The following is a 21,617-nucleotide window of genomic DNA, read 5'->3' as shown; positions in this document are numbered from 1 at the left end:
GTGCCATACAGAAAAAGGGCGAGATCAGAGAAGTGTTGCCAGATAATCGCCGTACGACCGAATGTCGGTCGTACAGCGCCATGCTACTACTGGCGATAGGTCTTGAGGAAATTGCCAATACGGCCAATCGCCATGTCCAAGTCATCTACGCGCGGCAAGGTCACCACGCGGAAGTGATCCGGCCACGGCCAGTTGAACGCGGTGCCCTGAACCACCAACAGCTTTTCCGACAGCAACAAGTCGAGCACGAACTTTTCGTCGTTGAGGATCGGGCATACCTTCGGGTCTATCCGTGGAAAAGCGTACAGCGCACCCATGGGTTTCACGCAGCTCACACCGGGGATCGCATTGAGCAGCTCCCACGTGCGGTTGCGTTGTTCCAGCAGGCGGCCCTGGGGCAGTACCAGGTCATTGATGCTCTGGTAGCCGCCCAGAGCGGTCTGGATCGCATGCTGGCTCGGTACGTTGGCACACAGGCGCATGTTGGCCAGCATGTCGATGCCTTCGATGTAGCTCTGGGCGTTGTGCTTGGGACCGGAGATGGCGATCCAGCCGGAGCGGAAACCCGCCACGCGGTAGGACTTGGACAGGCCGTTGAAGGTCAGGCACAACAGGTCCGGTGCCAGGGAGGCGGTGCACACGTGCACGGCGTCGTCGTAGAGGATCTTGTCGTAGATCTCGTCGGAAAACACCACCAGGTTGTGCTGGCGTGCCAGTTCCAGCATGCCCAGCAGCACTTCCTTGGAATACACCGCGCCGGTGGGGTTGTTCGGGTTGATGATCACCAGTGCCTTTGTGTTCGGAGTGATCTTGGCCTTGATGTCAGCCAGGTCCGGGAACCAGTCGGCGCCTTCGTCGCACAGGTAGTGCACCGGGTGGCCGCCGGCCAGTGTCACGGCAGCGGTCCACAGTGGATAGTCCGGTGCCGGTACCAGCACTTCGTCGCCATTGTTCAGCAGGGCCTGCATGGACATCACGATCAGTTCGGACACGCCATTGCCCAGGTAGATGTCTTCAATGCCGACGCCTTCCACCTGCTTCTGCTGGTAGTACTGCATCACCGCTTTACGCGCGCTGAACAGGCCTTTGGAGTCGCTGTAGCCCTGAGCGGTAGGCAGGTTGCGGATAACGTCCTGGAGGATTTCGTCCGGTGCTTCGAAACCAAAAGGCGCCGGATTGCCAATGTTCAGCTTGAGGATGCGATGACCTTCCTCTTCCAGGCGTTTGGCGTGCTTGAGCACTGGGCCGCGAATGTCGTAGCAGACGTTGGCGAGCTTGTTCGATTTGCTGACCTGCATGGCGATGTGATCCTGAAAATGAACGATCCAGACGGTGTGTGCACTACCGTACTGCGAATCCTGCGAGGCCCGCACCCATAAATACGTTTGAATGCCGATAGCGCGGGTGCCAGACTGGCGTTTTGAAGAGGCGCAATCATACGTGCCGCCTGATCCATGGAAAAGACACAGATCAGGCTTTTTCAGTTGCCGAGGTGTACCGATGGAAAAGTTGCAGAAAACCGTTGAAGAGTGGAAGGCCATGCTCGATCCGGAGCAGTACAACGTGTGCCGGCTCAAAGGCACCGAACGGCCTTTCAGCGGCAAGTACAACGGCACCAAGACCGACGGCGTTTACCACTGCATCTGCTGCAATGAGCCGCTGTTCGATTCCACGACCAAATTCGACTCCGGCTGCGGCTGGCCCAGCTTTTACGCGCCGATTGCCGACAGCGCGATGATCGAGATTCGTGATGTCAGCCACGGCATGATCCGTACCGAGGTAACCTGCGCAAAGTGTGACGCGCACCTGGGCCATGTGTTCCCGGATGGGCCGCCGCCGACCGGCCTGCGTTATTGCATCAATTCGGTGTGCCTGGACCTGGTCCCGCGTTAAGCCTGCGTGGTGAGGGAGCATTCTCCCTCACCACGTGCGCCCATAACGGATCATCAGTTTGATCAATTCAATTGCACACAATTGAATTGCCTACTATGTTTCTACTTCTTTCCGCTTTTATCGAGGCACTGCCATGAGCAACGACCTGCTGAGCATCCCTTGCACCACCATCAAGGGTGAGCAAAAGACCTTGGCCGATTTCGCCGGCAAGGCCGTGCTGGTGGTCAACACTGCCAGCAAGTGCGGCTTCACCCCTCAGTACAAGGGGCTGGAACAGCTCTGGCAGCAGTACAAAGACCAGGGCCTGGTGGTGCTGGGCTTTCCCTGCAATCAGTTCGGCAAGCAGGAGCCCGGTGACGAAGGCGCTATCTCAACGTTCTGTGAGCTGAATTTCGGTGTCAGCTTTCCGTTGTTCAAGAAGATCGACGTCAATGGCAGCGATGCCCATCCACTGTTCGTGCAATTGAAAAAACAGGCGCCGGGCCTGTTGGGGTCCAAGGGCATCAAGTGGAACTTCACCAAGTTCCTCATCGGCCGTGACGGCCAGGTGGTCAAGCGCTTCGGCCCTACCACCAAGCCAAAAGACCTTACCCAAGAGATCGAAGCTCTGCTCAAATGACCGACTTGCCCGCCGTGTCCCTGGCACTGGATAACCAGCTGTGTTTCAAACTCTACGCCGCCTCACGGGCCGTGACCCGCGCTTATAAGCCGATGCTCGACCAGTTGGGCCTGACTTATCCGCAATACCTGGCGATGCTGGTGTTATGGGAATGGCACGACGCAGCCCCTGAGCAGCCGACAGTCAAAGCTCTGGGCGAACGCCTGATGCTCGACTCGGGCACGCTGACACCCTTGCTCAAACGGCTGGAGCAGATTTCACTGGTGCGGCGCCGGCGCAGTGCCCAGGATGAACGGGAGGTGCATCTGAGCTTGAGTGACACCGGCGTGGAACTGCGTGATCAGGCCCTCGCTCTGAAGACTCGGCTGTTGTGCGACAGTGGGGTTGATCTGAATCAGGCAGACACCTTGCGCGATGGCCTGGATCAGTTATTGGCGCAGATCAGAGCGCTGTCGTCCGAGGCACCCACAGGTCCAGCAGCGCATTGAGTTCTTCGCGGCGGAACGGTTTAGCCAGATAGTCATTCATCCCCGCCGCACGGCAGCGCTCTCGTTCTTCGGGCATGGCGTTGGCAGTCAGCGCGACAATCGGCAGGTCTGGCCAGCGCCCGCTGCGGCGAATCTGCCGGCTGGCCTCGTAGCCATCCATCACCGGCATGTTGCAGTCCATCAGCACCATATCGAAGCGTTGTTCTTCAAGAAACTTTAGTGCTTCACCACCGTGGGCGGCCACAATCACTTCGCAGCCCAGCTTGCTGAGCATGCCCTTGGCCACCAGTTGGTTTACCGGATTGTCCTCCACCAGGAGTATGCAGCCGCGATGCGCGAGTGGGGCGGCATCCAGTTGGATGGGGTCAAGAACCAGGTGCATGTCGGTGCGTAAATTGCGCTGAAGAATCTGGTACAGCGCGTTGCGGCTCAAGGGGCGTGCTTGCTGGTGCAAAGGCGCCAACGCCGCGACCTCTTCGCTGGGCATGAAATTGCCATAGGCCGTCACCAGCAGGATGGGCGCGGTAATGCCCGGTCGTATACGGAACAGACATTCAGGGCAGTCGGTAATCAGCAAGTCAGGCGTTTGCCCGCTCAAGTCGTCATCCATGGTGAAACATTGGGGGGTAAGGCCCCAACTGGGCAGCAGGGTCGTGAGCAACTCGGTCAGGCCACCGCCGATGTTGGTGATGGCAACGACCTTGCCTGTGAGAGGCGGTGGCTGCACGGCGGGCAAGTGGGTAGGTAATGGCAGTTGCGCACAGAACTGGCTGCCAAAGCCTACCTCTGAACTGATACTCAATCGTCCCTTCATGGCTTCACACAGATTGTGAGTCAACGCCAGACCCAGCCCTGTCCCGCCAAACTGACGAGTGATCCCGGCGCCGGCCTGGGTGAACGGCTGGAATATTTTCACTTGCGCTTCCTGCGCAATGCCGATGCCGGTATCGCAGACCTCAATGCTCACGCCGCCGTCGTAAGTGCGCAGGCGCACATCAACTCGACCGAAGCGCGTGAACTTCAGAGCGTTGGACAGTAAGTTGCTGACGATCTGACGTACACGGGTCGGGTCACCTAGCACTTGGGCCGGGAACTGCGGGTCGATCAAACACGTCAGTTCCACGCTCGGTGCGGCATTCTGCGACAAGAGGTTGGCGGTATCTTCAATCAGTGCGCCAAGGTCGAACGGGATGCGCTCCAGCTCCAACTGACCAGCGTCGAATTTGGACAGGTCGAGAATGTCGTTGAGCAACTCCACCAGCACTTTGCCGGAGTCATGGGCGATAGACAGTTGCTGGCGCTGCTCAGCATTCAACGCGCTGTCCAGCGACAGCGCGATCATGCCCAGCAGGCCGTTGAGCGGGGTGCGGATTTCGTGGCTCATGTTCGCCAGGAAGGCTGCCCGAGCCTGAGCCATGCCTATTGCATTCATCTTCGCCGTTTCGAGCTCATCGTTGGACTGGGTCAGTCGCTGGTTGCTAGCCTTGAGTTCAAGTGTGCGGGCGGAGACGATATCTTCCAGTTGCCCCAGGTATTCCGTCAGTCGGTCTTCGGCGTGGCGGCGCTGCTGGATTTCGGTTTCCATATTTTCAAATTGCTGGTTGGCGACGTTCACCAGTACGCCGATTTCGTCATTTTCATGCCCCGGCGGACAGTCCAGGTGGGCCTGCTTGCGAGTGCTCAACTCACGAATGATGCGCACCAGCGGCTGGGTCAGCATCACGTAGAACAGACCCAGCAAAATCCCGGTCAGTAATAGGCTGCGTACGAATCCGTTGAGCAGGGTGATCTCGGCGCGGTGTAGGAACCGGCTGCCGAAGGCGTAGGTGTCTACATCCAGACGCAGTACACCCAGTGGGTCGTTGGGCATATGGCTCAGGAACAGTTGGTCTTCGAACTGGCGGTTGGCGCCAAACATGAAGTCACTGATAGGCCGGTAGGTGCTTTCTCTACGTGGCCGGTCGACATCGGCGAGCACCACGCCATTGTTGTCGATCAACTGCGCACGAATGATGGCAGGGGAGTGCAACAGTCCGAGGGTCAGTTCCTGGGCCAATTCAGCATCAATGTTGTAAGCAATACGTGATGCTGGGTTATGGCTGATTTCGATCAGTGAGCGTATTTCACGGTTGATGGATGCGTCTTCGCTGGCATAATCAATGCCGATTTGGATCAGGCTGAGCAAGGTTCCCAAGACGAAACCGACCAGCACAGTCAATCTGGCTTGTTTATAAGACAAGCGGTGGGCGAACTTGATATCCATCGAGTGTTGAACCACTTCACGTTTCCCTTCGCCCGGCAAGCATAGCTGAACATCCACAGGCTTAGGCTTGCCCGGCATGAACCGTTTTTTACGCAGCCCCAAGCGGTCTGTCGCAGGGTTGCCAATACGCCATCTTTTACAAGAACTTGCCAGAGGAATAATCGTGGATTCTCGATTGAATGCCTTTCTGGAGCGAGCCGATGCAGTGCTCGCTCGCCTGGAGCCCTTGTTGCCCGCGCCACGCCAAGCCATCGACTGGAGCCACTGTCTGGCCGCCCGCTGGCAGCGCGAAGGCCGCAGCGGTTTTCTGTTGCCACTGGACGTAAGCCTGGACATGCGTCTTTCCGACCTGATCGGTGTAGACAAGCAGCGTGAAACATTGGCGCGTAACACCCAGCAGTTTCTTGATGGACTGCCCGCCAACCATGCGTTGCTGTGGGGCTCGCGCGGCACCGGTAAATCGTCCATGGTGCGCGCGTTGCTCGCTCATCACGCGAAGGCCGGTTTGCGCCTGATCGAAATCGAGCGTGACCACCTGGCGGATTTGCCCCGTGTGGTTGAGCAACTGCTCAAGCTGCCGCAGCGTTTCATCCTGTTTTGTGATGACCTTTCGTTCGAAGCTGGCGAGGGCGACTACCGTGTGCTCAAGAGCGTGCTGGATGGTTCCCTGGAACAGGCGCCTGAAAACGTGCTGCTGTACGCGACGTCCAACCGCCGTCACCTTGTGCCGGAAAATCAGAGTGACAACGACAACTGGAAGAGGGTGGATGGGGAACTGCACCCGAGCGAGGCCGTGGAAGACAAGATTGCCTTGTCAGACCGTTTTGGCTTGTGGCTGTCCTTCTACCCGTTCACCCAAGAGCATTTCCTGGATGTGGTCGAGCACTGGATCGGTGAGCTAGCGAGCAAGGCCGGTTTGCAATGGCAGCGCGACGAAGCCCTCGACATTCTCGCGGTGCGCTGGGCGACCGGGCGCGGTAACCGCAACGGCCGCTGCGCGTATCAATTTGCCCGTTACTGGGTGGGTCTCAAATTACTGGAGCGTCAACCATGATCGATTTACAACAAGCCGGCACTGGTCTCGGTGGCTACGCCCTACTGTGTGCCCAATTGGAGTCGCTGCTGGCTGATGAGCGCGATTTCATCGCCAACAGCGCGCAGTTTTCCGCTTTCCTCTTTAGCCAGCTGGATGACTTGAATTGGGCCGGCTTTTACCTCAATCGCAATGAAGAACTGGTGCTTGGCCCCTTCCAGGGGCAGATCGCCTGTGTGCGTATTCCGTTTGGCCGAGGGGTCTGCGGCGCTGCTGCAGCGTCGCAGCAGACCCAGCGAGTAGAGGATGTGCATGCATTCCCGGGACATATCGCCTGTGACAGCGCGTCTAACAGTGAGCTGGTCGTGCCACTGCTCAAGGACGGTAAGTTGATCGGCGTCCTCGACCTCGATAGCCCGTCGTTGGCCCGCTTTACCCCTCAGGATCAGGCCGGAATCGAACAGTTGGCGGCAATTTTCCTCCGCTTGACCGACTGCTGATCAAGTGAGGGGCGCAACCCGCCCCTTATTGGCCATCCAGTCTTTGAAGCCGCTCTTGCAGCATCCTTTCGAGTTCCAACATCAGCTTTTCCAATGACTTCACGCCTATTTCGATCAAGGGCCTGTCATCACCACGGGCACAGGCCTGTTCGAGGGCTTCGCACCGCGAGGCCAGCGTACTGGCCTGGACAATTCTAGCCGCGCCCTTGATCTTGTGAGCCTGTTCGATGATGTCCTGGGGCGATGCCTGCGCAACCATCAGTGCGACCAGTTCCTGGCGATCCTGACGACTGCTGCTCAGCAACTCCTCCAGCAGCAGACGACTCATCTGCGGATCGCCACCGGTAAGGGCCTCGAAGTTGCCAATGTCCTGGATCAGGCCGGTGGGTTGAGGACTGATTTTCGCCAGTTGCTGCTCCAGCGCCGTGAGATTGATAGGTTTGAACAGGCAGTCATTCATGCCCGCCTGTGCGCAGCGTTTTTTCTCTTCTGGCTGGGCATTGGCGGTAAAGCCCAGTACCACACAAGGGGTTAGATTCTCGCGTTGCTCGTATTCACGGATTGAGCAGCTCAGCTCGTAACCATTCATGATCGGCATATTGCAGTCGGCGATTACCAAGTCGAAGTGCTCCTGGCGCCAGGCCTGGAAGCCCGCCGCGCCGTTCTGGGCAGCGGTGAACTGGTGGCCCAGATAGCCGAGTTGCTGGCACATCAACAGGCGATTCGCCGGGTGATCATCAACCACCAGTACATTGAGCACAGACACGCTGGCGGGTGTTGTTGGCTTGAGTTCGTCGACTACCGGCAGTGCCTGCAGGCGATTCATCTTCAGGCTCACATGCACCTGGGTGCCGACCATAGGCACGCTGCTCAGGCTTAGTTGTCCACCCATCATCGCGCATAGGCTGCGGCAGATCACCAGCCCCAGGCCCGCACCGCTCCTGGCCAGATGTCCCGAATTGTCCGCCTGGGCAAAGGGTTCGAACAGACGCGTTTGATCGTCCCGGCTGATGCCGATGCCGGTGTCTTCCACCACCAGCTTCATCTCGATCTGCTGCGCCAATTCAGTGTTGGATACATGCACCTTGATTTTTACTTGGCCACGTTCAGTGAATTTGATCGCATTGCTGATCAAGTTGGACAGCACCTGCTTGAAGCGCAGGGGGTCAATCAGGACTTCGGTATCTTCTAGGTCTGGCGTGAATTCCAGCAACAGGCTAAGGCTCTTCTGGCGTGCCAGGCCGTCGAATACACGCACTACCGATTCGATCACCTCCCTCAGGTTGACGCGTTCGGGCGCCAGGCTGAGGCGACCGGACTCAATACGTGCGATGTCCAGGATGTCGCCGATTAGCTCCAGCAGATCCTTGGCCGAGTTGTAGGCCACTTCGATGGCCGGCCGATCAAGGTGGCCCTGGTCTGCCCGCTTGAGGGTCAGCTCCAGCATGCCAATCACCGCGTTCATAGGCGTACGGATTTCATGGCTCATGGTGGCGAGGAACGTGCTTTTGGCGCGATTGGCTTCGTCGGCTCGCTCCTTGGCGGTGCGAAGTTCGTCGAACAGCTGACGTCGCTCGCTGATGTCGATCCAGCCACCGATGATGCCCTGAACTTCACCGACGGAATCGCGGTAGGGAAGGATCCAGTGGTAGATCGTCAGTTTCTGTCCACGAATATGCAGGGTGCGGTCCACGATCATTGGCCTGCCTTCGGCCACCACACGTTGATAGTCGGCATGATATTGCGCCGCTTCTGCCGCAAGAGCTGTACTGATCTGAACTGCGCTTTTACCGATCACGTCTTCGCGCTTGACGTCGAAGACCTGCAGGTAACTATCGTTGCAGGTCTGCAACAGTCCCTTGTTATCACGCACGTAGATCGGATGCGGGGTTTCATTGACCAGTGCGCGCATGAACTCGAACTGGTCATTGAGGGCGCGCTCGGCCATTTTCCGGTGCCTGATTTGGCGGCGCATGTAAGCGTTCCAACTCAGTGAAATCAGCAACAACAACCCGGTGCCGATGATGATGCGCGCAATCAGTTGGTGATAGTCACGCCAGTAGCTGTCGGAGGCGGCGGTATAGCCGCGCCAACGGCTATTGATCACACCCAACTCGTCAGGGGCGACGCTGAGCAAGGCCTTGTCGAGGATCGAACTGAGTTCGGTGGCGCTGCGTGATGTTGCCAATCCAAAGGTGGCGGGCATTGTGCCAATGCTGAAGCTGATTTGAATCTTGTCTTGGAACATCTGCGAGGTCAGGAAGTAGTTGGCGACTACCAGAGTATTCACGGCCCCCTCAACATTGCCTTGTACGAGGAGTTCGGCTGATTTGAAGGTGTCACCCGTTTCTACTAATTGAATCTTTGGGAACTGCTCAATCAGGAGTTTCTTCAGTGGGCTGCCTTGAGTGATCGCCAGTCGTTTGCCCGACATTTCCTCCAGGCTTGTAGGTGCCTGGCCGTCCTTACGCGTCAACATTACGTAGGAGTTTTCCAGGTAGGGGCGACTGAAGTTCAGTTGGGCTTCCCGCTCGACGCTGGGGGCGATAGCGCCAATGATGTCTGCTTTGCCGGCCTCGACCTGTTCGATCATCGTGTCCACATCACGCGCGCGCTGGATGTCGAAGCGCAACCCGGTGCGCAGGCGAATCAGTTCCAGGAGGTCAGCGGTGATTCCGCGAAAGTTGCCATCGTTGTCGAAGAACGTCAGCGGCGCAAAGGTGGGGTTCACGATCACCTTGACCACCGGGTTATCCTTTAGCCAACGTTCTTCGCGCGGGGTCAATTGCAGCTTTTGGTCGGTTAGCAGAATGTCACTGCCGGCACTCCAGCGCTTGGCGATCGCCTCCCGTTCGGTGGTCGGCACGGCCCTCAGTGCCGCGTCGACGATGCTCAACAGTGTTTGCTGGTCCTGGAGCATTGCGAAGCTGAACCCATAGGCTTCATGTTTGCCGAAGTTGGCCATGCGGATGTTTTTCAGGTAGCCCTTGTTGATCATGTAGTGGGTGGAAATGGTATCGCCGAGAAAGACGTCAGCCTGGTCGAAAGCCACTGCATTCAAAGCGTTTTGGTAAGAGGGGTAGGCGCGGATGACGGCTTTGGGGTACAGCTTTTCCACCTCGGCCAGTGGTAGATAGTGGTAGACCAGTGCCAGGCGCATCCCGGCCAACCCCTCGCTCAGACTGCGGGTTTCGCCTTCGCGGGTCACTAGGACGGGTCGATCCACGGCATAGGGCTCCGACAGGATCAGGTTAGGTTTTGCCGCTTCAAAGCTGTTGGAAGAGCCCAGTAAGTCGATATCCCCTGCTTCGAGGGCACGAATGGCGGCTTCTCGGGAGGGGTAGCGCATCACTTTCACCGGCAAGGCCAGTGCCATGGCCAGCAAGCCAGCGTAATCAGCGGTGAGTCCCTCATAGTCGCGCCCGCTGGAGGTGAGGTCAAAAGGTGGGTAGTCAGGGAACGCAGTGCCCAGCACCAGTTCGCGTTTGTTCTGGAGCCATTGGCGCTGGCCCTTGTCCAAGTGGGTTTCCAGCTGTACGGAGCTTGCTCGACTCAATAGGTTGAAATGTTCCGTGCTCGCTGGAGGTGTCGCAGGCACAGCGGTGCTGAAGCACAAGCCGGCACTCAATATAATCAAATAGTCCTTTATACGCCTGGGCATCCGGTTTCTCACACTAGCGCGTTTCGTTTTGCCAACTCGATAAGTTCTACCAAGGACTTGGCTTGAAGTTTTTGCATCAGCCTCTTTTTATATGTGCTTACGGTTTTGTTACTCAGGAACATGCCTTTTGCGATTTCCTTGTTGGTTCGGCCTTGTGCAAAAAGTTGCAATACCATCAACTCTCTATCATTAACGGCCTTGAACAGTTCAAGTTCCTTGCAGCTCTCATCGTTGGCGTTCAAGGCCTGGCTGGGGAAATAGTTGTAGCCGGACAGTACGGCACGGATGGCGCTCATCAGTTCACTCAGATCGCCTTCCTTGCATACATAACCATCGGCCCCCGAACGCATGCAGCGTGTGGCAAAGAGAGTGGGGGATTGAGCCGTTAAAACCAGGGTTTTCATCGAAGCGCTCATGGCGTTGAATCGGCAAAGCACTTCGAGTCCATCGAGTTTAGGAATGCTGATGTCCAGGATGATCAGGTCCGGCATGCATTCGCGGACCATTTGTATCGCGTCGCATCCATTATCCGTTTCGCCGACTACTTTGAAGTTTTCCTCGTGCTCCAACAACATGCGTATGGCCAGTCTTATAACGGGGTGGTCATCAATAATAAAAACTGTGTTCATGATCATATTCCATGCAAGTGCAAATAAAGCGGGCACATTAGCTCAGAAGGTGAGGGGTAAGCATGAACTTGAGGGGGTGCAGGTATAAAACAGGAAAGTTCCTACATTAAAAAGGTAAAGCCCTACCGGGCGTGAAGGCGTCGCGAGACGAGCGGCCAGGGTTTCCCAAGGGGATGGGTTAGCGTGTGATTGCAAGGAGTTTGCGACACTTATACGTAAACTTTTCGACGGCCTAGTTTGTTTAAGTTCCTACACTTATAGCGTGAGTAATATATGGATCAAGCCTGCAAGTTCATCTTTATTCAACGGCTTTTGCAAATAGCCGAGCAATGGCAGGTCACGTTCAAGGGCTTGGTTATGCAGCGCTGACAGTTCTGCCTCGGGAAGCCCGCTGAGCAAGATGGCGGCCTTTATAAAGCATTGGCGACTGGCGATTTCAATCAACTCAAGCCCGGGCAGGTCGGGCAGACACTGGTCGCACAGGAGGATGTCGAAGGGCGCTTGGGCCTGCGTCATCAAACGGATTGCCTGTCCGGCGTTTTCCGCCGGGGTCAGTTGCTCAAAACCAAAGCTCTTGAGCAGGCACTGGGTGGCGAGCAGTTGAAAGGGATGGTCCTCCACCAACAGGATTCGAAGGGGGTAATTGGGCATAGAGGGCACACGGTGAGTGAAGCGTCGATGGAGGGCATGTAGGAACTGTTCGCCAGATTTGCCCGGAGCGTGAGCGATTATTCCTCGGGAGTTTGTGCGAATTCGATCAGGCCGCTCTGTTCCCGTCGTAGGGCGATTCTCTTCAGGGAACAGGCAACTTGATAAATGACGTTACTGAGGGCTCGAACGCCCGGTCATTTCCCGCGCCATCTCGGTGGCATAGCTGTCGGTCATGCCAGCGATAAAGTCGATCATGCGCAGGAACGAGGCGTGCAACGGCCAAGCCGGGTTCGGTGCATTGTTACCCAGCAGGTCGAGAATACGCCGGTTCTTGAAGGAGGGCGTTCGTCCGCCATGCTGCTCCAATGCCGCGCCGCAAAAAGCGTTCAGCAGTATTTCCAACGTGGTATAGGCGCCAATTTCATGCAAGGTCTTGCGTTTGTCCTGGAAGATTTTCTTGCGTGCCATGTCTTTGGCATCCAGCACGCAGCGTTTGGCCGGCCCGTGCATATGCTCCACCAAGTCGCCGGGCAGGGTGCCGGCCAGCAAGGCATCCTGCTGTTCGACGAAGGCTCGCGCCGCCGCGTTGGTCAAATGCTCGATGGCTTTGCCGCGCAGGATCGCCAGCTTGCGTCTGCGCGAGTCCTGAGATCCCAATTGCCGATAGGTCTGCGGCAGGTCGTCGCCTACCAGGTCGAGCAGCAGCGACTCGACTTCGGCGTATTCCAGCAACTCCATTTCCAGGCCGTCTTCCAGGTCGATCAGGGCATAGCAGATGTCATCTGCGGCTTCCATCAGATAGACCAATGGGTGACGGGCCCAGCGTTGTTCTTCCAGTTGCGGCAGACCGAGCTTGTGGGCGATCTGTTCGAGGATCGGCAGTTCGCTCTGGTAGCAGCCGAACTTGTGTTTCTTGTAGCCAAGGGCGTCGGCGTGGCGAGCGGTCCAGGGGTATTTCAGGTAGGTGCCCAGGGTCGCGTAGGTCAGTCGTGTACCGCCGTCAAACTGATGGTATTCGAGCTGTGTCAGTACCCGAAAGCCTTGGGCATTGCCTTCGAAATTGAGGAAGTCGTTGCGCTCGGCGCTGCTCATGTCGTCCAGCCAGCCACGCCCGGCGGCCTGTTGGAACCAGTGCCGGATGGCGTCTTCGCCCGAATGCCCGAACGGCGGGTTGCCAATGTCATGGGCCAGGCAGGCTGATTGCACCACCATGCCCAGATCACTCGGTTCGCACCAGTCGGGCAGTGCACTGCGCAGGGTTTCACCGACGCGCATGCCGAGTGAGCGGCCCACGCAACTGACTTCCAGGGAGTGGGTCAGGCGGGTGTGGATATGGTCGTTGCTGGACACCGGGTGCACCTGGGTCTTGCGGCCCAGGCGGCGAAATGCGCCGGAGAAAATAATGCGGTCATGGTCTTTGTGAAAAGGGCTGCGGCCGAGTTCTTCCGGGCTGTGCAGGGGCTTTCCAAGCCGTTCGCGGGTAAGCAGGGTAGGCCAATCCAAGGCGGGTACTCTCCGTGCGGTGAATGACCCTCCCAGCTTCCCGGTTCCACCTTGGCGGGGCAAGCGAAAATCTACAACCCGGCGGCGTCGATATCAATTAACAGCAAGCGCTGACCGTTATCGAAGAATTGTCCGGCAGTGAGGCAATACTGGTTGGTGGTGGCGTCGCGATACGTCGACGACAAGGTCAGGCGCCGCTCGTCCCAACCTTCGGCCAGCAGGTGATAGAAATACGGCCGCCATGACCAGTTGTGGCCCAGGTAACGCGTGTCGGCCTGCCAGGCGTCCTGGCGCCATTCGAAGTTCGGCGTGAGTTGCGTGCCATGTCGGTCGCACTGATAAAAGCGCAGCAGCCATGGGAAATCCTGCAATTGTGGTAACTGGCTAAGCGGTGCCTGGCCCAGGGCCCAGCTTTGGAGGATTTTCATCAGCTCGGCCAACTGCTGGCGCAGGTCCATGATGCGTCCACGCTCTGCCAGCTTCTGCTGGACGTACGCTGCGCGCAGTTGGGCAAAGCGTGGCACGAAGGCGTCGGTGGCAAACCAATCCAGCTGTGCCTGCGCGAACAGATAGCCCTGTACATAGCGCGAGCCGCATTCCAGGGCAAAGCTCAGTTGTGCTTCAGTTTCCACGCCTTCGGCAATGATCCAACAGCCGGTTTTTTCCGCCATCTGCGCCAGCGCCCGCACGACGTCACTGCTTGGCCCGCCCTTGGCGGCTTCCTGGAAAAGGCGCATGTCCAACTTGAGGATATCCGGCTGCAATGCCAGCACCCGGTCAAGCTGGGAATAGCCGGCACCGAAGTCATCAATGGCAATACGCGCACCGGCCTCGCGATAACGCGCGACCACATCGGCCAAGCGCTGGATATCGCCACCCAGTTCGGTGATCTCGAACACAACGCGCTGCGGGTCAACGCCGTGGGCGTGGATTTGTTTCAAGCTCGGCAGGGCCTGGCCCGGACGCAACCGGTTGATCCAGCGGGGCGAGATGTTCAGGCTCAGAAACCAATCGTCGGGGGCTTCATGCAGGCGGCTCAAGGCATTGTCGCGGATCTGACGGTCGAGGCGTCGCAACGTCGTGCCTGGCGTGCGCGGGTCCGCGAACAATGGGCCCACAGACTGCAAGCTGCCGTCAGCCTGGCGCAGGCGACCCAAGGCCTCGACGCCGGCAATGCGTCCGGTGGCAGTGTCAATAAACGGCTGGAAGCAGGCGAGCGGTTGCCCGTCAATCACAGGACCTCCTTATGAGAGGTAGCGAAAAAAAGAGGCCCGGCCTTCAATGACGAAGGCCGGGCCGATTCTGTTTGCAAGAATGCAGCCAGCAGGGCTCATCCTTTTCGGGAAGTACCTGCCATCGCTAATTTGATCAGCGGGATCAAACCTGCGCCCAGCCGCACCAGCCGGGTCACGCTGCTGATACTGCCGCCCTTGGCACCCTTCCCGGTAAAAAAGCCCATCAGCGTCACCGCCGCCACGCCCCACAGCGGCGCGTGCTTGATGCCCAGGCTGTCCTGCCAGTTGTGGCGCATGTCGCGCACTTTGTGCAGCGGAGCCATCAATTGTTGGGACTCATGACGGATTTCCTGGCGGTGCATTTCCATGCGCAGGCGGATCAGTGCCTTGCGCATTTCTCGACGGGATGTGTTGTGCGGGATCTCAGTCATGCTCATGGCAGCAGGCGCTCCCGATCATTGGCCAGCTCTTCAAGCGTGGCGTGGAAGGGCGTGGACTCATCGAAAACTGCTGCTTTCAAGCGCACCCCGCAGAACGCGGCGGCCAGGCTGTAGAACAAGCAGAGGCAGATGATCCCGGTGAGACGGTAGCCGGTGTCCCAGACCAGGATCATCACCAGCGTCGACAACCCGACCAGCAACAACAGGGCAAACACCAAGGCCAAGCCGGCAAACAGCAGCAGGCTGACGGTGCGTGCTTTCTGCTCCTGCAATTCGATGCCGAACAGTTCGACGTGGCTGTGCAGCAAGCCTAGAACGGCCGCGCCCAGGCGTCTTGAGGTAGAACTTGCGCCCGTGGCCGAGCCGCTTTCGCCGATAGACATAATGTTAGCGCCTTGTAGCCAATAGGCCGATCAGAAAGCCCACGCCAGCGGCAATACCCACCGACTGCCAGGGATTGGCCTGTACGTAGTCTTCAGTAGCGGTGACCGCAGCTTGGCCGCGCTCGCGCAGGGAGTCTTCGGTCAGTTGCAGGGTTTCACGGGCCTTGAGCAAGCTTTCATGAATCTTGCTGCGCAGCTCGTCGGCCTGATCACCCGCCAGGATCGCGGTGTCATCCAGTAGCTTTTCGGTATCACTGACCAGGGTTTGAAAATCCGCCATCAGTATCTCTTGGGCTGTCTGTGCTGTTTTTCTGGCCATGGTTATCTCCGTGATTGGCTGATCGGTACGTGTGGTTTCGAGTCACCGGCGTCGGTGAAGGTTCACTGCAATTGCGTGGTACAGCTTTTGCTTTGCCTTGGTGCGCATGCACGGGTGCCTGCGCTGAATCTGGGCGGTAAGGCCTCAAGCCATCAAAAACCTTACCTTAAATAACTGAAACTCGCGGAAAAACCCTGTCGGCAACAGCCTGTTGTGTTGATCGCTGCGCTAAAGCGGTTCACGCCCTGTGAAGAGGGGTGGTACCGGCGGTGCCAATTTAGTGCGTGCAACCGTGGCTTGAACCGCTTTGGTGCTTTTTGCCTTTAATGCAGGCCTGCCAACCTTCATGGAAAATTTGCAAAGTGCGGTGGACACTCTGGTCCACAGTTCAAACACCCTGTTTATCCTGATCGGCGCGGTCATGGTACTGGCGATGCACGCCGGCTTCGCATTCCTGGAAGTCGGCACCGTTCGCCAAAAAAATCAGGTCAACGCGCTGTCGAAGATCCTCAGCGACTTCGCCATCTCTACATTGGCCTATTTCTTTATAGGCTATTGGATCTCCTACGGCGTGAGCTTCATGCAACCGGCGGCAGTGATCAGCGCGGACCATGGCTATGGCTTGGTGAAATTCTTCTTCCTGCTGACGTTTGCGGCAGCGATCCCCGCGATCATCTCCGGCGGCATTGCCGAGCGCGCGAAGTTTGCTCCGCAGTTGTGCGCTACCGCGTTGATCGTGGCGTTTATCTACCCGTTTTTCGAAGGCATGGTCTGGAATGGCAATTTCGGCCTGCAAGCCTGGTTGCTCGCCACCTTTGGCGCCAGCTTTCATGACTTCGCCGGTTCTGTCGTGGTGCACGCCATGGGCGGCTGGCTGGCGCTGGCGGCGGTGTTGCTGTTGGGCCCGCGTAACGGACGTTATCGGGAAGGACGCTTGGTCGCCTTTGCGCCATCGAGCATTCCGTTTCTGGCGCTGGGTTCTTGGATTCTCATCGTCGGCTGGTTCGGCTTTAACGTGATGAGCGCGCAAACCCTCAACGGCGTCAGTGGCCTGGTGGCGGTCAACTCGTTGATGGCGATGGTCGGCGGCACCGTTGCTGCGCTGGTGATCGGCCGTAACGACCCAGGCTTCCTGCATAACGGCCCGCTCGCCGGGCTGGTGGCGATCTGCGCCGGTTCCGACCTGATGCACCCGGTAGGCGCGCTGGTCACCGGTGTGGTCGCCGGTGGGCTGTTTGTCTGGTGCTTTATCGCCGCCCAGGATCGCTGGAAGATCGATGACGTGCTGGGCGTGTGGCCATTGCATGGCCTGTGCGGTGTGTGGGGTGGGGTTGCCTGCGGCATCTTTGGCCAGACCGCGCTGGGCGGCCTGGGTGGCGTGAACCTGGTTAGCCAGTTGATCGGCACCGGCCTCGGCGTGGCAGTCGCGTTCGGCGGCGGCCTGTTGGTGTATGGGGTGATCAAACGCGTCGGTGGCCTGCGCCTGAGTCAGGAGCAGGAGTATTACGGTGCGGACCTGTCGATCCACAAGATCGGCGCGGTCAGTCAGGATTGATCGTCGCTGTTCGGCGGCGTGAAAGAGCCGTGCAGCAGGCGATAGCGGTTGTGTCGCACTTCATCGACCCGCGCCTGTACCTGGTGGTCCGGAAGGCCCAGCAGGATCAAGGCGTGGGAGGCGAGCATCAGGCTCGACTCCAATAGTTCGGGCACCACTTCGCTGGCGCCCGCAGCTTTCAGTTCGGCCCACTGGCTGTCATCGCGAGTGCGCACCAGAATCGGCACCTCAGGGTTGATACGGCGCGCCTCTTTCAACACCACCAGGGCGACATCGCTGTTGTCCACGGCAATGACCACCAACCGCGCGCGTTCCAGGCCCACCGCACTGAGCAGGGCGCCGCGACGGCAGTCGCCGTAATGCACGCTGCTGTCCTCGGTGGCGGCTTCCTGTACCCGTTCCGGGTCGTCGTCCAGGGCGATAAAGGCTTGTTGTTCCCGCCGCAGAAAGCGCCCGATGGACTGCCCGACACGGCCGTAGCCACAGATCACTGCATGGCCGCGTAACTCAGCATTGAGCGCGGTGATTTCCTCCAGTTGCACTTGCTGGTTGGGTTTGCGGTGCAGGTGCAGGGCAATCGCCGGGGCGGCGCGCAACAGCAGTGGCGTCAGCAGCATCGAGCAGAACGTGGCGGCGAGCAGCAAGCCATTGAATTCATCCGGGATCAGCCGGCTTTGCTGCATTTGCGCCATCAACGCAAAACAGAACTCACCGCCCTGGGCGAGGGCCAAGCCGCTGCGCCAGGCGGTTTCGCTGTCGCTGCCCCGCAGCTTGACCAGCACCGCTACCACGCACCCCTTGATCAGCATCAGCGCGAGGGTCAGGCCGAGGATCAGCAGACTGTGGCTGATGAACAATTGCAGGTCGATCAACATGCCGATACTGACGAAAAACAGCCCCAGCAGGATGTCGCGAAACGGTCGGATATCCGCTTCGATCTGATGGCGGTAATGGCTTTCGCCCAGCAGCATGCCGGCCAGGAAGGCGCCGAGGGCCGGCGACAGACCGAGCAAATGGGTGAGCCAGGCGGTCAGCAACACGATCACCAGTGCAAGCAACACAAACAGCTCCGCCGAGTGGGACGCGGCGACTTCATGGAACAGGCGCGGCAACAACCAGCGACTGGCCAGCAGCAGGCCAACAAACAGCAACACGGTTTTACCCAGCGTCAGCGGCAGCGCCCAGTACCAGGCTTGATCGCTGCTGCCGGCAAACACGGGCACCAAGGTCAGTAGCAACACGGCTACCACGTCCTGGAACAGCAGCACGCCAATCGCGTTCTGGCCATGGCTGCTGAAGATTTCTCCGAGGCTGGTCAGCTCTTTGCTGACGATGGCCGTGGATGACAATGCCAAGCCCGCACCCAGCAGCAACGCGATGCCGGGCGCCACACCAAAGGCCATCAACAAGCCTCCAAGCAGCGCACTGCACCCCAGCACCTGCAAACTGCCCAGGCCAAAGACCACGCGGCGCAGGGCGAGCATCTTTGTCAGGGAGAACTCCAGGCCCAGGGAAAACAACAGGAACACCACGCCAAGCTCGGCGAGGTCGGGTAGCTCTTCGCTGTCATTCACCCAGTCCAGCGCTGTAGGTCCCACGGCGAGGCCCACACACAGGTAGCCCAGAACGGGCGGCAGTTGCAGTCGGCGAAATAGCGCAATCACCACAAGGGATGAGGCCAAAATGATCAGCAGGTTGGCGAACACGAGCATCTCCGTTGCAGGGTGAGCGGGCAAAAAGCCGCGAGAATCGCTGAATCAGTTATACGTCATGCTGATCTGTGTCAGGGTTTATCGGCTCGCCACGGGTCTTACGCAAGCCTAGAATGTTGATCTGTTTTCTGATCAGGTCCTTTCGCCATGCTTCCTGAATGCCAGTTGTTCGGCACCCTGGGTTGCCATCTTTGTGAGATTGCCGAAGCCGAAATCATGCCGCTCGTCGAACACGGGCTGTTGGTGGAGCTGGTTGACATCACCGATCCCCAAGATCTCACCGACCTCTATGGGCTGCGGATTCCGGTGCTTCGACGGGTGGATACCGGCGCCGAATTGGACTGGCCCTTTGACGCTGAACAGGTCGTTGCCTTCCTGCGCTGACGTTTATGCGATGGCGGGTTTCCAATTATTACGTTACTGTATGTTTGTACAGCGATTGAATAGAGGGAACGCCCGTGGTGAATGTTGAACAACTGAAAAGCAGCGTCAATCGCATGTCCGCCGACGTCGTGCGCGACGCGGTGAACGAGCTGCGCCTCGATGGCTTGGTCACGGAAGGCAAGACGCCCTTTAACAAAGTGCATTTCAATACCTGCTTCGCGGAGATAGAAGCGTTGTTCCAGCGCGCCGGTTACCACAAGCAACTGGATGTGGTGGGTTATCAGGGCTTGCTCTACGCCTTGTACGATCCCGGTCGCTGGGAAGCGGTGGATGTGCTGCGTTGGCTCAAGGAATTCACCGAAGCGGCCAGTGCGTCGCCGATCCTGCGCACGCAATTAGCCAAAGCCTGAGATCCGCCCTAGGCTCAATCCCGCGTCGTGCGGGATAATGCCCATCGGTTTTTTCAAGGCTTCGAGCATCGGCATGTCCACTTCCGGTTTTTCCGCGTCCCAACACCAAGCCAGCACTCTCTACTTGCCGCCAGGCCCTTGGGCGACCGTGCTCGATTGCCTGTGCGAGCACTTCCCGGCGATAAGCCGTGAGCACTGGCTGGACCGCATCGCCCGCGGACGGGTATTGGATATCAACGGCAGCCCCATCAAGCTGGACCTCGCCTACAAGGAAGGTCTGTGCATTTACTACTTCCGTGAAGTGCCGAACGAAAAGGTGATTCCGGTGCAGGAAACTATCCTGTACGCCGACGAGCACTTGGTGGTCGCGGATAAACCGCATTTCCTGCCCGTGACCCCGGCCGGAGAGTACGTCGAGCAAACCCTGCTGCGCCGCCTGATTCGCCGTCTGGATAATCCGTCGCTGGTGCCGCTGCACCGTATCGACCGGCACACCGCCGGGCTGGTGCTGTTCTCGGCCAACCCCGCCAGCCGCTCGGCCTATCAGCAATTGTTCCCCAAGCGCCAGATCGATAAATTCTACGAAGCCATTGCCCCGGCCTTACCTGGTTTGACGTTCCCGTTGGTGCACAAAAGTCGCCTTGTGGACGGCGAACCCTTCTTCCGCATGCAGGAAGGCGAGGGCGCCAGCAACACCGAAACGGCGGTGGAGGTGCGGGAAAAAAATGGCGATCTCTGGCGCTACGGCCTGTTTCCCGTGACCGGTAAGAAGCACCAACTGCGCGTTCACATGACCGCGCTGGGGGCGAGCATCTGCAATGACCCGTTCTACCCGGACGTGCTCAAGGATGCCGTCGACGATTACGCCAACCCGCTCAAGCTGCTGGCCCAGGGCGTACGGTTTATCGACCCGGTCACCGGCGAAGAGCGTCGTTTTCGCAGCCAGATCACCCTCGATTGGTAACCCCCGGAAACGACAAGGCCCGCGCGAGGCGGGCCTTGTAGGCAAACGCTAAGACTTACAGGTCTTTAACGGTGCGGACCTGATCTTTATTGATACGGGTCTGCTTGCCGTCCAGTTGTTCGAACTCGTAGAAGCCCGAATCCTTATCGAATTTAGGGGTGTCGACGGCCTGGATTTCGCGACCGTCATTCAGGGTGATCACTGTCGGCGAAGCGCAACCGGCGAGGGTGGCGATGCCCAGTGCAAGCATGAGAGCGGCGATGGTCCGTTGAGTCATGGGTTTGTCTCCGAGAGAATACTTTTTAATTGCTGACCTTGAGACGCGTAAGGCGTCGCCAAAGTTCCTTGTGCGAAAGTTCATTCTGACACGTCAGAGCTCGGCTGTAACAGCTCCGGCGTATTAAGGTTTGCCAGCCGTGGGTCATCCGCCGGGCACTCCAGCCCCACGCCGCCCAATTGCAGGAATATCTTGCGCGGGCTTCGCTCGCCGGCTTGCCAGGCCTGTTCTACCTCGGTTTTGAGGTGTGTAGGGATGATGCAGATCAAGGGTTCCCAGAATTCGCCGTGGCGCACCATCACGGGCACCGATGGGTTTTGCCGCGCGGTCTTACGCAGGTCGGCCAGTAGGATCGCGTCGATAGCCGGCACATCGCACGGCAATATCAGCAGGTGCTCATGGCGCGCTGCGGCCAGCCCGGCGCGGATCCCGGCGAGCGGGCCCGGAAAGTCCGGGCTGTCGTCGCTCACCAGCATGTCGGCATAGGGCGCGTAGAGGTCCTGGTTGCGATTGCACGAGATGATCAGGTCATCCGTCAACGCTCGCACCAAGCGCTGCAGATGGGCGATCAATGGCTGGCCGCGCCATGCCAACAGACCTTTGTCCTGGCCGCCCATGCGCTGGCCGCGCCCGCCGGATAACAGCAAAATCGAGCAGGGAAGGGGCGAAGAATCTAACGACATAAAGGTTCCGCTGCG

22 protein-coding genes are annotated in these 21,617 nt (G+C 58.5%); 9 read left to right on the top strand and 13 right to left on the bottom strand.

Annotated features, from left to right (window positions below):
• Positions 1 to 86: 86 nt before the first annotated feature.
• The gene (locus tag ACKZ62_RS19965) at positions 87 to 1,298 is read right to left on the bottom strand and encodes a pyridoxal phosphate-dependent aminotransferase (protein WP_032889055.1); all 1,212 of its coding nucleotides are present in this window, start codon (positions 1,296 to 1,298) and stop codon (positions 87 to 89) included.
• A gap of 202 nt (positions 1,299 to 1,500) precedes the next feature.
• Here ACKZ62_RS19965 and msrB point away from each other — a divergent pair, with 202 nt between their 5' ends.
• From msrB to ACKZ62_RS19950, 3 genes are all read left to right on the top strand, one after another.
• Positions 1,501 to 1,893: a peptide-methionine (R)-S-oxide reductase MsrB gene (gene msrB / locus ACKZ62_RS19960; protein WP_032889057.1), complete on the top strand. Its 393-nt coding sequence runs from the start codon at positions 1,501 to 1,503 to the stop codon at positions 1,891 to 1,893.
• Positions 1,894 to 2,026: 133 nt separating this feature from the next.
• Positions 2,027 to 2,512, top strand: coding sequence for a glutathione peroxidase (locus tag ACKZ62_RS19955; protein ID WP_032889060.1), 486 nt, complete (start codon positions 2,027 to 2,029; stop codon positions 2,510 to 2,512).
• Positions 2,509 to 3,000 carry a MarR family winged helix-turn-helix transcriptional regulator gene (locus ACKZ62_RS19950; protein ID WP_032889061.1) on the top strand — a complete coding sequence of 164 codons (492 nt, stop codon included), beginning with the start codon at positions 2,509 to 2,511 and terminating at the stop codon, positions 2,998 to 3,000. The genes ACKZ62_RS19955 and ACKZ62_RS19950 overlap by 4 nt, the downstream gene beginning before the upstream one ends.
• Here the strand turns inward: ACKZ62_RS19950 and ACKZ62_RS19945 are convergent.
• A complete protein-coding gene (locus ACKZ62_RS19945; protein WP_032889297.1) occupies positions 2,954 to 5,263 on the bottom strand; it encodes a hybrid sensor histidine kinase/response regulator in 2,310 nt (769 codons plus the stop codon). The two genes, ACKZ62_RS19950 and ACKZ62_RS19945, sit on opposite strands and share 47 nt — an antisense overlap.
• A 163-nt stretch (positions 5,264 to 5,426) precedes the next feature.
• On the opposite strand from ACKZ62_RS19945, the gene ACKZ62_RS19940 reads away from it, so the two are divergent.
• Both ACKZ62_RS19940 and ACKZ62_RS19935 read left to right on the top strand, forming a co-directional pair.
• Positions 5,427 to 6,317 (top strand): ATP-binding protein, encoded by an 891-nt coding sequence (locus ACKZ62_RS19940; RefSeq protein ID WP_032889064.1) that lies wholly within the window; start codon positions 5,427 to 5,429, stop codon positions 6,315 to 6,317.
• Positions 6,314 to 6,796, top strand: a complete 483-nt coding sequence (locus ACKZ62_RS19935; RefSeq protein WP_032889067.1) for a free L-methionine (R)-S-oxide reductase MsrC — start codon at positions 6,314 to 6,316, stop codon at positions 6,794 to 6,796. Before ACKZ62_RS19940 ends, ACKZ62_RS19935 begins: the two co-directional genes overlap by 4 nt.
• Before the next feature lie 25 nt (positions 6,797 to 6,821).
• Here ACKZ62_RS19935 and ACKZ62_RS19930 read toward each other — a convergent pair whose 3' ends face one another.
• The 8 genes from ACKZ62_RS19930 to ACKZ62_RS19895 form a co-directional block, all read right to left on the bottom strand.
• Positions 6,822 to 10,457, bottom strand: coding sequence for a transporter substrate-binding domain-containing protein (locus ACKZ62_RS19930; protein ID WP_447095709.1), 3,636 nt, complete (start codon positions 10,455 to 10,457; stop codon positions 6,822 to 6,824).
• An 8-nt stretch (positions 10,458 to 10,465) separates the two neighbouring features.
• The gene (locus tag ACKZ62_RS19925) at positions 10,466 to 11,086 is read right to left on the bottom strand and encodes a response regulator transcription factor (RefSeq protein WP_032889068.1); all 621 of its coding nucleotides are present in this window, start codon (positions 11,084 to 11,086) and stop codon (positions 10,466 to 10,468) included.
• 255 nt (positions 11,087 to 11,341) lie between these two features.
• Complete coding sequence (locus ACKZ62_RS19920; protein WP_081797772.1) at positions 11,342 to 11,737, bottom strand: response regulator; 396 nt, start codon at positions 11,735 to 11,737, stop codon at positions 11,342 to 11,344.
• 171 nt (positions 11,738 to 11,908) lie between these two features.
• On the bottom strand, positions 11,909 to 13,240 hold the full coding sequence (locus tag ACKZ62_RS19915; protein WP_032889071.1) for a deoxyguanosinetriphosphate triphosphohydrolase: 1,332 nt from the start codon (positions 13,238 to 13,240) through the stop codon (positions 11,909 to 11,911).
• 71 nt (positions 13,241 to 13,311) lie between these two features.
• The gene (locus ACKZ62_RS19910) at positions 13,312 to 14,475 is read right to left on the bottom strand and encodes an EAL domain-containing protein (protein ID WP_095184234.1); all 1,164 of its coding nucleotides are present in this window, start codon (positions 14,473 to 14,475) and stop codon (positions 13,312 to 13,314) included.
• Positions 14,476 to 14,570: 95 nt separating this feature from the next.
• Complete coding sequence (locus tag ACKZ62_RS19905; RefSeq protein WP_032889075.1) at positions 14,571 to 14,912, bottom strand: hypothetical protein; 342 nt, start codon at positions 14,910 to 14,912, stop codon at positions 14,571 to 14,573.
• Positions 14,909 to 15,298, bottom strand: a complete 390-nt coding sequence (locus ACKZ62_RS19900) for a phage holin family protein (protein WP_032889077.1) — start codon at positions 15,296 to 15,298, stop codon at positions 14,909 to 14,911. Before ACKZ62_RS19900 ends, ACKZ62_RS19905 begins: the two co-directional genes overlap by 4 nt.
• 4 nt (positions 15,299 to 15,302) lie before the next feature.
• Complete coding sequence (locus ACKZ62_RS19895; RefSeq protein ID WP_032889079.1) at positions 15,303 to 15,617, bottom strand: ElaB/YgaM/YqjD family protein; 315 nt, start codon at positions 15,615 to 15,617, stop codon at positions 15,303 to 15,305.
• A 346-nt stretch (positions 15,618 to 15,963) separates the two neighbouring features.
• Between ACKZ62_RS19895 and ACKZ62_RS19890 the strand changes: the two genes are divergently transcribed.
• Positions 15,964 to 17,172, top strand: coding sequence for an ammonium transporter (locus ACKZ62_RS19890; protein WP_447095708.1), 1,209 nt, complete (start codon positions 15,964 to 15,966; stop codon positions 17,170 to 17,172).
• On the opposite strand, the gene ACKZ62_RS19885 is transcribed toward ACKZ62_RS19890, so the two are convergent.
• Positions 17,163 to 18,884: a cation:proton antiporter gene (locus ACKZ62_RS19885; RefSeq protein WP_447095707.1), complete on the bottom strand. Its 1,722-nt coding sequence runs from the start codon at positions 18,882 to 18,884 to the stop codon at positions 17,163 to 17,165. The genes ACKZ62_RS19890 and ACKZ62_RS19885 overlap by 10 nt on opposite strands.
• Before the next feature lie 147 nt (positions 18,885 to 19,031).
• On the opposite strand from ACKZ62_RS19885, the gene ACKZ62_RS19880 reads away from it, so the two are divergent.
• The 3 genes from ACKZ62_RS19880 (at position 19,032) to ACKZ62_RS19870 (ending at position 20,642) form a co-directional block, all read left to right on the top strand.
• Positions 19,032 to 19,268, top strand: a complete 237-nt coding sequence (locus ACKZ62_RS19880; protein ID WP_095184236.1) for a glutaredoxin family protein — start codon at positions 19,032 to 19,034, stop codon at positions 19,266 to 19,268.
• 74 nt (positions 19,269 to 19,342) lie between these two features.
• A complete protein-coding gene (locus tag ACKZ62_RS19875; protein ID WP_032889084.1) occupies positions 19,343 to 19,678 on the top strand; it encodes a hypothetical protein in 336 nt (111 codons plus the stop codon).
• 73 nt (positions 19,679 to 19,751) lie between these two features.
• Positions 19,752 to 20,642, top strand: coding sequence for a pseudouridine synthase (locus ACKZ62_RS19870; protein WP_442116798.1), 891 nt, complete (start codon positions 19,752 to 19,754; stop codon positions 20,640 to 20,642).
• A 55-nt stretch (positions 20,643 to 20,697) separates the two neighbouring features.
• On the opposite strand, the gene ACKZ62_RS19865 is transcribed toward ACKZ62_RS19870, so the two are convergent.
• Together ACKZ62_RS19865 and mobA are read right to left on the bottom strand one after the other, a co-directional pair.
• Positions 20,698 to 20,919 carry a YgdI/YgdR family lipoprotein gene (locus ACKZ62_RS19865; protein ID WP_032889086.1) on the bottom strand — a complete coding sequence of 74 codons (222 nt, stop codon included), beginning with the start codon at positions 20,917 to 20,919 and terminating at the stop codon, positions 20,698 to 20,700.
• An 80-nt stretch (positions 20,920 to 20,999) separates the two neighbouring features.
• Complete coding sequence (mobA, locus tag ACKZ62_RS19860; protein WP_447095706.1) at positions 21,000 to 21,602, bottom strand: molybdenum cofactor guanylyltransferase MobA; 603 nt, start codon at positions 21,600 to 21,602, stop codon at positions 21,000 to 21,002.
• Positions 21,603 to 21,617 lie beyond the last annotated feature (15 nt).

This window comes from Pseudomonas sivasensis (assembly GCF_052938085.1).
The sequence above is the reverse complement of the archived record's forward strand: the minus strand, read 5'-3'. Positions and strand labels throughout refer to the sequence as shown.

Coding starts and splice junctions, on each gene's coding strand:
- ACKZ62_RS19865 (WP_032889086.1), bottom strand. CDS start 20,919: ATGACTCAACGGACCATCGCCGCTCTCATGCTTGCACTGGGCATCGCC.
- ACKZ62_RS19880 (WP_095184236.1), top strand. CDS start 19,032: ATGCTTCCTGAATGCCAGTTGTTCGGCACCCTGGGTTGCCATCTTTGT.
- msrB (WP_032889057.1), top strand. CDS start 1,501: ATGGAAAAGTTGCAGAAAACCGTTGAAGAGTGGAAGGCCATGCTCGAT.
- ACKZ62_RS19965 (WP_032889055.1), bottom strand. CDS start 1,298: ATGCAGGTCAGCAAATCGAACAAGCTCGCCAACGTCTGCTACGACATT.
- ACKZ62_RS19945 (WP_032889297.1), bottom strand. CDS start 5,263: ATGGATATCAAGTTCGCCCACCGCTTGTCTTATAAACAAGCCAGATTG.
- ACKZ62_RS19890 (WP_447095708.1), top strand. CDS start 15,964: ATGGAAAATTTGCAAAGTGCGGTGGACACTCTGGTCCACAGTTCAAAC.
- ACKZ62_RS19955 (WP_032889060.1), top strand. CDS start 2,027: ATGAGCAACGACCTGCTGAGCATCCCTTGCACCACCATCAAGGGTGAG.
- ACKZ62_RS19870 (WP_442116798.1), top strand. CDS start 19,752: ATGTCCACTTCCGGTTTTTCCGCGTCCCAACACCAAGCCAGCACTCTC.
- ACKZ62_RS19920 (WP_081797772.1), bottom strand. CDS start 11,737: ATGCCCAATTACCCCCTTCGAATCCTGTTGGTGGAGGACCATCCCTTT.
- ACKZ62_RS19950 (WP_032889061.1), top strand. CDS start 2,509: ATGACCGACTTGCCCGCCGTGTCCCTGGCACTGGATAACCAGCTGTGT.
- ACKZ62_RS19900 (WP_032889077.1), bottom strand. CDS start 15,298: ATGTCTATCGGCGAAAGCGGCTCGGCCACGGGCGCAAGTTCTACCTCA.
- ACKZ62_RS19895 (WP_032889079.1), bottom strand. CDS start 15,617: ATGGCCAGAAAAACAGCACAGACAGCCCAAGAGATACTGATGGCGGAT.
- ACKZ62_RS19925 (WP_032889068.1), bottom strand. CDS start 11,086: ATGAACACAGTTTTTATTATTGATGACCACCCCGTTATAAGACTGGCC.
- ACKZ62_RS19885 (WP_447095707.1), bottom strand. CDS start 18,884: ATGCTCGTGTTCGCCAACCTGCTGATCATTTTGGCCTCATCCCTTGTG.
- ACKZ62_RS19935 (WP_032889067.1), top strand. CDS start 6,314: ATGATCGATTTACAACAAGCCGGCACTGGTCTCGGTGGCTACGCCCTA.
- ACKZ62_RS19930 (WP_447095709.1), bottom strand. CDS start 10,457: ATGCCCAGGCGTATAAAGGACTATTTGATTATATTGAGTGCCGGCTTG.
- mobA (WP_447095706.1), bottom strand. CDS start 21,602: ATGTCGTTAGATTCTTCGCCCCTTCCCTGCTCGATTTTGCTGTTATCC.
- ACKZ62_RS19905 (WP_032889075.1), bottom strand. CDS start 14,912: ATGAGCATGACTGAGATCCCGCACAACACATCCCGTCGAGAAATGCGC.